This window comes from Sphingosinicella terrae (genome assembly GCF_003347635.1).
In the GTDB taxonomy this organism is placed as follows: domain Bacteria; phylum Pseudomonadota; class Alphaproteobacteria; order Sphingomonadales; family Sphingomonadaceae; genus Allosphingosinicella; species Allosphingosinicella terrae.
Genome location: NZ_QDFY01000012.1, coordinates 134351 through 142659 on the forward strand (window position 1 = coordinate 134351; position 8309 = coordinate 142659).

General features: G+C 61.0%; 6 protein-coding genes and 1 pseudogene. 6 read left to right on the forward strand and 1 reads right to left on the reverse strand.

Annotated elements, in window-relative coordinates; genetic code table 11:
• Nucleotides 1-33 precede the first annotated feature (33 nt).
• Nucleotides 34-903, reverse strand: a complete 870-nt coding sequence (locus DDE10_RS19175; protein ID WP_114954405.1) for an S-methyl-5'-thioadenosine phosphorylase — start codon at nt 901-903, stop codon at nt 34-36.
• Nucleotides 904-1015: 112 nt separating this feature from the next.
• On the opposite strand from DDE10_RS19175, the gene DDE10_RS19180 reads away from it, so the two are divergent.
• The 6 genes and pseudogenes from DDE10_RS19180 (at nt 1016) to DDE10_RS19195 (ending at nt 7556) form a co-directional block, all read left to right on the forward strand.
• On the forward strand, nt 1016-1672 hold the full coding sequence (locus DDE10_RS19180) for a TIGR02117 family protein (RefSeq protein ID WP_284734777.1): 657 nt from the start codon (nt 1016-1018) through the stop codon (nt 1670-1672).
• A gap of 50 nt (nt 1673-1722) precedes the next feature.
• On the forward strand, nt 1723-2310 hold the full coding sequence (locus tag DDE10_RS19185) for a urate hydroxylase PuuD (RefSeq protein ID WP_114954406.1): 588 nt from the start codon (nt 1723-1725) through the stop codon (nt 2308-2310).
• A 594-nt stretch (nt 2311-2904) separates the two neighbouring features.
• Nucleotides 2905-3726, forward strand: coding sequence for a hypothetical protein (locus tag DDE10_RS19190; RefSeq protein ID WP_162806735.1), 822 nt, complete (start codon nt 2905-2907; stop codon nt 3724-3726).
• Nucleotides 3710-4333, forward strand: a complete 624-nt coding sequence (locus DDE10_RS23580; protein ID WP_162806736.1) for an imm11 family protein — start codon at nt 3710-3712, stop codon at nt 4331-4333. The genes DDE10_RS19190 and DDE10_RS23580 overlap by 17 nt, the downstream gene beginning before the upstream one ends.
• Nucleotides 4334-4355: 22 nt before the next feature.
• Nucleotides 4356-4616, forward strand: a pseudogene (locus DDE10_RS24115) (AHH domain-containing protein); the annotation flags it as partial.
• A 165-nt stretch (nt 4617-4781) separates the two neighbouring features.
• Entirely contained in the window at nt 4782-7556 is a 2775-nt protein-coding gene (locus tag DDE10_RS19195) for an SPM autocatalytic domain-containing protein (RefSeq protein ID WP_284734778.1), read from the forward strand.
• Nucleotides 7557-8309: the final 753 nt, after the last annotated feature.

An 8309-nucleotide genomic window follows, 5' to 3' on the forward strand; every position in this document is an offset into this window, starting at 1 on the left:
CACCCCAACCCCGCTCCCGCAAGGGGAAGGGGGCTATTTCCTCAGCGCCCGCCGTCCCACGGCATCGAGCTTCGCCACCATCGCCGGATCGCGTGCCTCGGGCGCGGTGATGATCGCGGTGTCGAGATTGGTGTCGATCGGCGACGGCGGCCGCTCCGCCGGAAGCGAGCGCGCGAGTTCCACCACCAGCCGGCGCGCCGTTCCGGCATTGGCCTGGAGCTGGGCCAATATGTCGCCCACGTCGACCGGATCCTCGCTCTCGCGCCAGCAATCGTAATCGGTCACCATGCCGACCAGGGCGTAGGGAAGCTCGGCCTCGCGGGCGAGCTTCGCTTCCGGCATCGCGGTCATGCCGATGAGGTCGCAGCCCCATTGTCGATAGGCCCGGCTTTCAGCGCGCGTCGAGAATTGCGGCCCTTCCATCGCCAGGTAGCAGCCGCCGCGCGTCACGATCGCGCCCGCCGCCTCCGCCGCGTCGGCGGCCAGCTCGGAAAGGCGCGGGCAGACCGGATCCGCCATCGAGACATGGGCGACGAGGCCGGGGCCGAAGAAGCTGCTTTCCCGGGCGAAGGTGCGGTCGATGAACTGGTCGGCGACGACGAAGCGGCCGGGCGCCAGCTCCTCGCGGAGGGAGCCGACCGCCGACAGAGCGAGGATGTCGGTGCATCCGGCCCGCTTCAGCGCGTCGATATTGGCGCGGGCGTTCACCTTGCCCGGCGGGATCCGGTGGCCGCGGCCATGGCGCGGCAGGAAGACGAAACGGACGCCTTCGATCCGGCCGAGGAGCAGCTCGTCCGACGGCGGGCCCCAGGGCGTGTCCACCTGGATCCACTGCGCCTCCTCCAGCGCGTCCATCGCATAGAGGCCGGAGCCTCCCAGGATCCCGATCGTCCACCCGCTCATACCCGCGGATTAGGCGGTGGCAGGGCGGCGTGTCGAGGCGGGACTTGTCCGGCGCCCGTCGCGGCGGCACATTCCCTCGGTGACGAGGCAGTGGCCCCGATGGCTGAAGATTGTGCTCAGGAGCCTGCTCCTGATCGCGGCGCTGCCGGTCGCCTGGATCGCGGCCGCCCTGCTGCTCGGCATCGTTCCGGCCAATCTCGGCTGGAGCCCGCCCGAGCGCGGGGTCACCGTCTTCGTCCGAACCAACGGCGTCCATACCTGGATCGTCATGCCCAAGCTGCACGGGACGGTGGATTGGCGTCCGTTCGCGCCGGGCGAGCATCTGCGCGACCCTCGCTACGGGCGAAGCGACCATGTCGCGATCGGTTACGGCAACCGCAATTTCTATCTCGAGACGCCGACCTGGGCCGATCTCACCGTCGCCAACGCGTTCCACGCCGCGTTCGGCAACGGATCGACCCTGCTCCATGTCGAGCACATCCATGAGCCACGGCCGGAGGAATGGCAGCGGCCCCTGACCCTGACGGAGGAGGAATATCGCCGGCTCGCGGCCTATGTCGCCGCGCGCTTCCAGCGGGATGCGCGCGGGCGACCAATTCCGGTTCTCGGCCGGGGCTATGGCGACTGGGACATGTTCTACGAGGCGAAGGGCGGCTACAGCTTCGTCCTCACCTGCAACGAGTGGACCGGCCGGGCGCTGCGCCAGGCGGGGGTGCGCACCGGGCTCTGGACCCCCCTCTCGCAGAGCATCATGTGGCGGCTCGATTGAGCGGCTGAAATCGATTAGACGAACGAGACGGTTTACAGGGGGAAAGTCTGATGGCGAAGATACTCGGCAATTTCCATCTTGCCTTGCTGATCGGGCTCGTCCTGCTCGTCGCGGCGATGCTCGGCCTCCACCAGGAGGCGATCGGCGACCGGCTCTATTGGGCTCAGTTCCTTCGCTTCGTCCACGTCTTCGCCGGCTTGCTGTGGATCGGCCTGCTTTACTATTTCAACTTCGTCCAGATCCCGACCATGCCGAAGGTGCCGGCCGAGCTGAAGCCGGCCGTCTCCCGCTACATCGCCCCGGCCGCCTTGTTCTGGTTCCGCTGGGCGGCGCTGGCGACGGTGATCCTCGGCCTGCTCGTCGCCGAGATGACCCAGCCCGGCTACTCCGCCGACGCCCTCCTCCTGCGCGAGGGCTTCCGCACCATCGGCATCGGCATGTGGCTCGGCCTGATCATGGCGGCGAACGTCTGGTTCGTGATCTGGCCGAACCAGAAGCGCGCGCTCGGCCTCGTCGAGGCGGACGATGCGACCAAGGCCCGCTCCGCGGCCACCGCGATGATGGCGTCGCGCACGAACCTCATCCTGTCGCTGCCGATGCTCTACTGCATGATCGGGCAGACGCATATCGGGGGGTGAAGGGGGGCTGCATCCGACGGTTCACCTCTAGTCCATCATTCCACCGAAAGCCGGAATTCCACTTTCGCGGCGTCGACATAAATACGATCACGAACGGTGGCAGCAGGCCACCGTAGCGTGTCGGAATCTTACCGCCCCAGCTTGTGACGCATTTTGTCTGAATTGCCTGCCGCGGTCCCGTAGAGAATTATCTGCGATACGTCTGTCGGCGCTCCTTGCCGGGAGTAAAGACGGAGAGGCATTGCGCGCATACTTCGCCGATTGCTGAGATGATTCGGCGGTCGCCGGACGAAATTGGTGATCAGTCAAGAAGTCTATCTTTGATCATGAAACTTTTTTCGCCTGCGTGGAGCGACATAAACCGGTGAAAACGGGGACTACAGGCAGAAGATGCGTGAAGAAGGGGGCTTTGGACGTATGGCGTGCGAAGGTGGGAGCCTGACCCGCGAGGCTTCTCCATCCCCGCGTGACTCAGCCACAGTCGCAGCAAGCGCTCCGCGGGAGGCCGAATGCGCGGATCGCCGCCTGTCGTTGAAGGGGCTGCGGCGCCTAGCTAGTCTGTCCGGCTTCAAAAGTGACAGGCAGGCGGATAACATGCAAGACAAACCCGTATTCCTCACCGTGATTGGTGCTCGATCGCCATTGAAGGTCGACGCGGACGCTCTGGCGGCGATCCTCGAGACGAAGGACCCGACCCGGAGCTACGAAGTGATCGCCGTTCCGACGTCGCAGAATCCGGGCGACGTTGGTCTCATCGTGAATGTTGAGGGGGTCCAGTTCACGGTCCTACCTCGAGTGGCGAAAGTCGACGCGAAGTCCTTTTCCTCGGCGATCGGCGCAGCGGCCCTGACATGGAAGCGTGCGGGCGAGGCGGTTGGCAAGTCCGAAGCTCAGATAATCGCGGCTTCCAACCAACCCGCGGGCGATCATGCCGCTGCGGTCAAGATCGCCTACCTACTCACCGCTCTTACCGCAGCGATCGCTTCGCTGGGCAAGCCACTATTCGTCTATTGGGGCACAGGCGATCTTCTCGTCGAGCCAAGCGCCTTCTCGTTAGCTGCCGAGGCTATGTTGAGAGAGAACCAGCCTCCGGTGCTTCAGTGGGTCCGGTTTGACTTGTTGCGTGGCCCTGAAGGGCCAGGCGGTGCGACGGGGGGAATGCTATCCGTCGGACTTGATCCCTTTATCCAGTACGAGATTCAGTTGGAGCCGGTGGCGATAACACCGGTTGAGATTGCTCGTCGTGCAGTCGGATACGCAGAGTATCTAATCCGGGAGGGGGCGCCGGGGGAGGCTACTGAAATTGCCGGGCCGGCCCCGGGCGAACGAATTATGATTACTCCCATCACTAGCCCAACAGGCACGAGAATATTACGCATGACGTCCAGGAGAATAAATAGTGGCTTGGCTTCTTAAACAGGGAGTTACCACTGGAGCGGCTGTGCATTTTGACGTAGACCCGCCTTGTGCAGAGCTTGTGCCAAGTGAAGACTATTACAGAAAAAACGGCATCCCTTACGGTGCGCTCACGACGTCTGCAGTCCCGATCGAGGACCGCTTTTGGCCGAAGCGCGCGCAACTAAAGACAGATCGCAAGAATTTACCTCATCTGGTCAGTTTCTGCTCATTCTGGGGGTTGAGCGATGCATTCAGAAGCTGCGTTTGCGAACTTGAGCCCGGTGTGCACGAATTCCGGAAAGTCGAGGTGCTTGATAAGCAAGGAGCTCACTTTCCCATCCGATACTTCGCAGTAAACATAATGAACACCGTGAAGGGCGCAATATTGTGGGACGAGACGTCTGCACAGTCCAAGCTATTTGGAGGCGATAGAAAGCTTTTGTCACTTCGTGATACCGACTCTGGAAAAGTCGCGATAGACCGAGGTATTATCGAGAATTTTCACCTCTGGGTATCTCATGATATTATTCTGGGTCAAATGATGGTATCTAATGAGTTGTACTCGGTGCTCCATAGAAAGAACATACTTTCTCATGTGAGGAAATTTGAGATAGTCGAGTACTGACTCTTCTTCAAGAGAGACACATATGACGAGCTTCTCTTCGGTCGACACCCAACCGGGGTGGCAAAAGCAGCACATAATTCCTACTCAGCTCCTGACAATTAACCTAGAGCTTCAGGAGTTTTTCATCAAGTTATCTCAGTATGGAGGGTATAATCAGGACGCATTTGAATTTAATGGTATATTGCTTCCCAGCCAAGAGGATGTCGCGCTAGAACGTGGATTCTCGATGCATCGAGGGTCTCATCCAAGATACACAGAGTTTGTCCAAAGAATACTTGAAAATGTGCGAGAAGAAACTCTCTTAGCGGTGTCGGCTTTGGGGGAGGCTGCCGCTTATGTAGAGGCGTTGAAGACGATCCGCGGTGTCCAGGCTTACCTAATGGATGCCCACGTTGTTTCTATCGAGCTCAATCTCCTAACTGGGGAACCAAGTGGTCGGGCATTATTCATGCTTAATCGCAAGGACCCGTGGCTCCCGGGAGATTCCGATCATGCTTTAGACAACTCTCTTTACGCTATATATGATACTATATCTCTTGATTCCATTCGAGGGAGTATATCGGATCCCGATCCGACCAAGCCTTTTTGGCAAGGCTATCACCACGGTGGTGGTTCTAACCTAATCTTCGCTGGGTTCAGTAATAGGGAAGGTACAATCTTCGATCCATACTTTGAGTATTCGGGTGGCCATTATGCAAGTGCCGTTGAGAGACTGCGAGCGCGAGAGGAAGGTGTCCCTCTAGGCGCGATTTATCAATATCTTCCAATTGGAATCGAACCGGCGCTGTCTGATAAAGGTGACAACTATCGTCCTGAGGCGCTGATCCGAGACGGAGTAGTATATTTTCAACGCGAGGCGGACCCCAGCAAGACAATATCTCAGCTGACTGCGAGAATCGGACCGGCTCTCGATGTCGCGGGATCTGACCAAAAAGACACAATCATAATGATCGGTCACTTTGGACCGATAGAGGCCAGTTTCGCCTATGGTCCGTCTGGCAATGGCTTGGTTGTCGCGTCGCCTACCGAGAGATCTCTCGCCACTTTCGTCGACCTTAGCGATGAGTTGCGGGAAATGCTGCCGGATTGGGCCTTCCCCCCGATCATCGAGCAAGGCATCGACGAACTCACCGACGGCGCCTCCTACATCGTGGCGCGCCTAGCTGAAAGGATGTTCTCGAACATCGAGGTGCCGCAGTTCACCGTCGCGGAGAACGGCATAGCCGGTAAGGGCCACGAGGGCGTCGACCTTATGCTGGGCTTCGGCACGGCCGAGCTCAGCGGCCAGGCTGGCAATGACTGGATCATGCATTTTGGCTCCGGCGAGGTGCAGGGCGGCGACGGTAACGACAAGATCTTCGGCGTCGGCTCCGAATACGGCGGGCCGAGCGATCGGCTCGACCTTTACGGGGGCAACGGCAACGACTTGATCGCCATCGTCTGGGCTGAAGGCGGATACGCTTATGGCGGCGCTGGCAACGACATCATGCATGGCGGCGGCAAGGAGGCGCACCTATGGGGTGGCAGCGGGGCCGACACCTTCTCGATCAGCAGCGGCACCCATATCCGTGACGCCGCGATCGAAGACTCCACGACCTTCTTCGGCATCCCCCTTTATGGCGGCGCCAAGCAATGGTGGATGGAGGGGAATACCGCCTACTGGGCACCGTTCAGCACCGTGATGTGGGGTTTCCCGGTCATCGGGAGTTCGATCCTCACGGCAGCCTCCTTCTTCATCGACGCCGTTACGATGAAATTCGCCAGCTATCAGGTCGATGCCAACGGAGATCTCCAGATCCAGATCGGCTGGGGCCTGGGCGGTCGCGGCGTCGTGAACGATTACCGGCTGGACTTCGACAGCGGCGTCGGCACGGGCGGAATCACGGTATTTCAGGCCGACCGAGGCGGATCGGAGGACGCCTCCCTCGGGCGCGTTCAGCAGTTCGTCAATCTCGCCCTCTATGCGGGCTTCGGCGGTGGACTGCCCGGCTTCGACCCGCTCGTCCTCGACCTTGACGGCGACGGCCTGGAGCTCACCACCGAGAATAACAGCCGCGCCTATTTCGAGTTCGACTCCGACGGCTTCGCCGAGCGGACCGGCTGGGTCCGCCCGGACGACGGGCTGCTGGCGATCGACCTCAACGGCAACGGCACGATCGACAATGTCGGCGAGCTTTTCGGCAACCGAACCACGTCAGGCTTCGCCATCCTCTCCGGCTACGATCTCAACGCCGACGGCGTCATCGACGCGTCCGACGCGGTGTACGCGAATCTGCGGATCTGGCAGGATGTCGACCAGGACGGCGTCAGCGACGCCGGCGAGCTGAAGACGCTCGCCGAGCTGGGCATCGTGTCGATCTCGCTGTCCCACGCGGCGCCCGGCGAGCCGACCGAGGTCGGCGGCAACACCATCGTTCATACCGGCAGCTTCACCCGCGCCGACGGCACCACCGGCGCCGCCGCCGACGTCGCCTCCATGATCAACGAGACCGCGACCCGCTGGCGCGGCGACTCCACCGTCAGCGCCTCGGCCGCGGCGCTGCCGCAGCTGCGCGGCTTCGGCGAGGTTCGGGACCTGCGCGTTGCCATGACGGGCGATCCCGCGCTCGAGACGATGGTCGCCGCCTTTGCCGCCGAGACCAGCAACGACCTCGCCGTGCTGAAGGCCCAGGCCGAGACGATCCTCTACAAATGGGCCGGGGTCGACGGCGTCGCTGCCGATGCGATCGGCGTCGACGGCTTCGATGCGCGCAAACTCGCCTTCCTCGAAGTCTATACCGGCCACCTGCTGATGCCGCGCGACACGAACGGCACCGTGGTCGCCGACAATCTCGACGAGATGGAGGCGCTCTGGGCGGACCAACTCACCCGGCTGACCTTGCGGCTGGTGGTGCAGGGGCCGCTCGCGGACGTCTTCGACGGGATCGACTACAGGACCGATCTTGACCTGCTTGTCGCTGAGACGCCGACCTCTATGGCGGCCTCCTCGCCGACTTGCCGTCTGATCCCGCCGCCGCGCTGGCTCAGTGGCAAAGCTGGGCGCCTTTGCTCGGCGCGATGGCGGACGGCATGCGCCGGCCGGACGCCAACCTGGTCCGCTCCGACTATATCGCGCAGCAGCTCCTGCACGCGGACGGCGTCGCGCAGCCGCTCGACTTCGCCACCTTCGCCGGTGCGCTCGGCGTCGACAATCTGCGCATCGGCAGCGCAGCCGGCGAGGTGAGGGACTCAATCGCGGTACGCTCAAGCCGCCGCTGCCCACGGACGCCGAGAAGCTGTCGTCTCAGGCGAAGGGGATGCTGGACCAGGTCCTTTCCCGCTCGGCGAGCGCTAACCCAGGGGACGGCCAAGGCGGGAATAGAGGAGTTCGTCGTGTCGTGAACCCGCGAGTCGGAGAGTTCCCGTCGGCGCTGTCATGGTGAGGGGTAATTCCATGATCATTATACGTTCTGTTGCTACATGCGTGATGTTATTAGCATTATGGGCCTGTAAATACCCAGAGTCCACAGTGGCGTGCGAGCGTGTGTTTGATCCTGACGAGTTCCAAACCGATGAGCAAGCCCAAGAATACTTAAGAGCGGCCATTCCGACGGGATCACCAATTCGATGCGCCAGCGATGTCATGTCATCGCCAAAGATGTCTCGTGATCCACATACAGAAGACGAATTGATTATATACAGGGAAAAAGAACCAGGACAGTCGGCCTTTTCCATTGGGCTAAATACTAGGGTTGTGATAATACGTCATAGCGATGGAACCATTACAGAAGTCAGGGTTAATTAATGGCTGAGATACGCATAGAGGGCAAGATAATCCCGGGCGATCCGTCGGATCAGTTCTGTCACGCCTATCTCGTCTTCGTCGACGACAATGCAGGATGCGGGGACATGGCGTAATTGAGATAGGCCCATCCTCCTGCTGATACGAAGTCGGCACGAAGCCGCTTCAAGGAGGAGGATGGACCCATGGCTATGT

Excerpts from the sequence above, each read along its gene's own strand:
- DDE10_RS19175 (WP_114954405.1), bottom strand. The coding sequence starts at position 903 with ATGAGCGGGTGGACGATCGGGATCCTGGGAGGCTCCGGCCTCTATGCG.
- DDE10_RS19185 (WP_114954406.1), top strand. The coding sequence starts at position 1,723 with ATGGCGAAGATACTCGGCAATTTCCATCTTGCCTTGCTGATCGGGCTC.
- DDE10_RS19190 (WP_162806735.1), top strand. The coding sequence starts at position 2,905 with ATGCAAGACAAACCCGTATTCCTCACCGTGATTGGTGCTCGATCGCCA.
- DDE10_RS19195 (WP_284734778.1), top strand. The coding sequence starts at position 4,782 with ATGCTTAATCGCAAGGACCCGTGGCTCCCGGGAGATTCCGATCATGCT.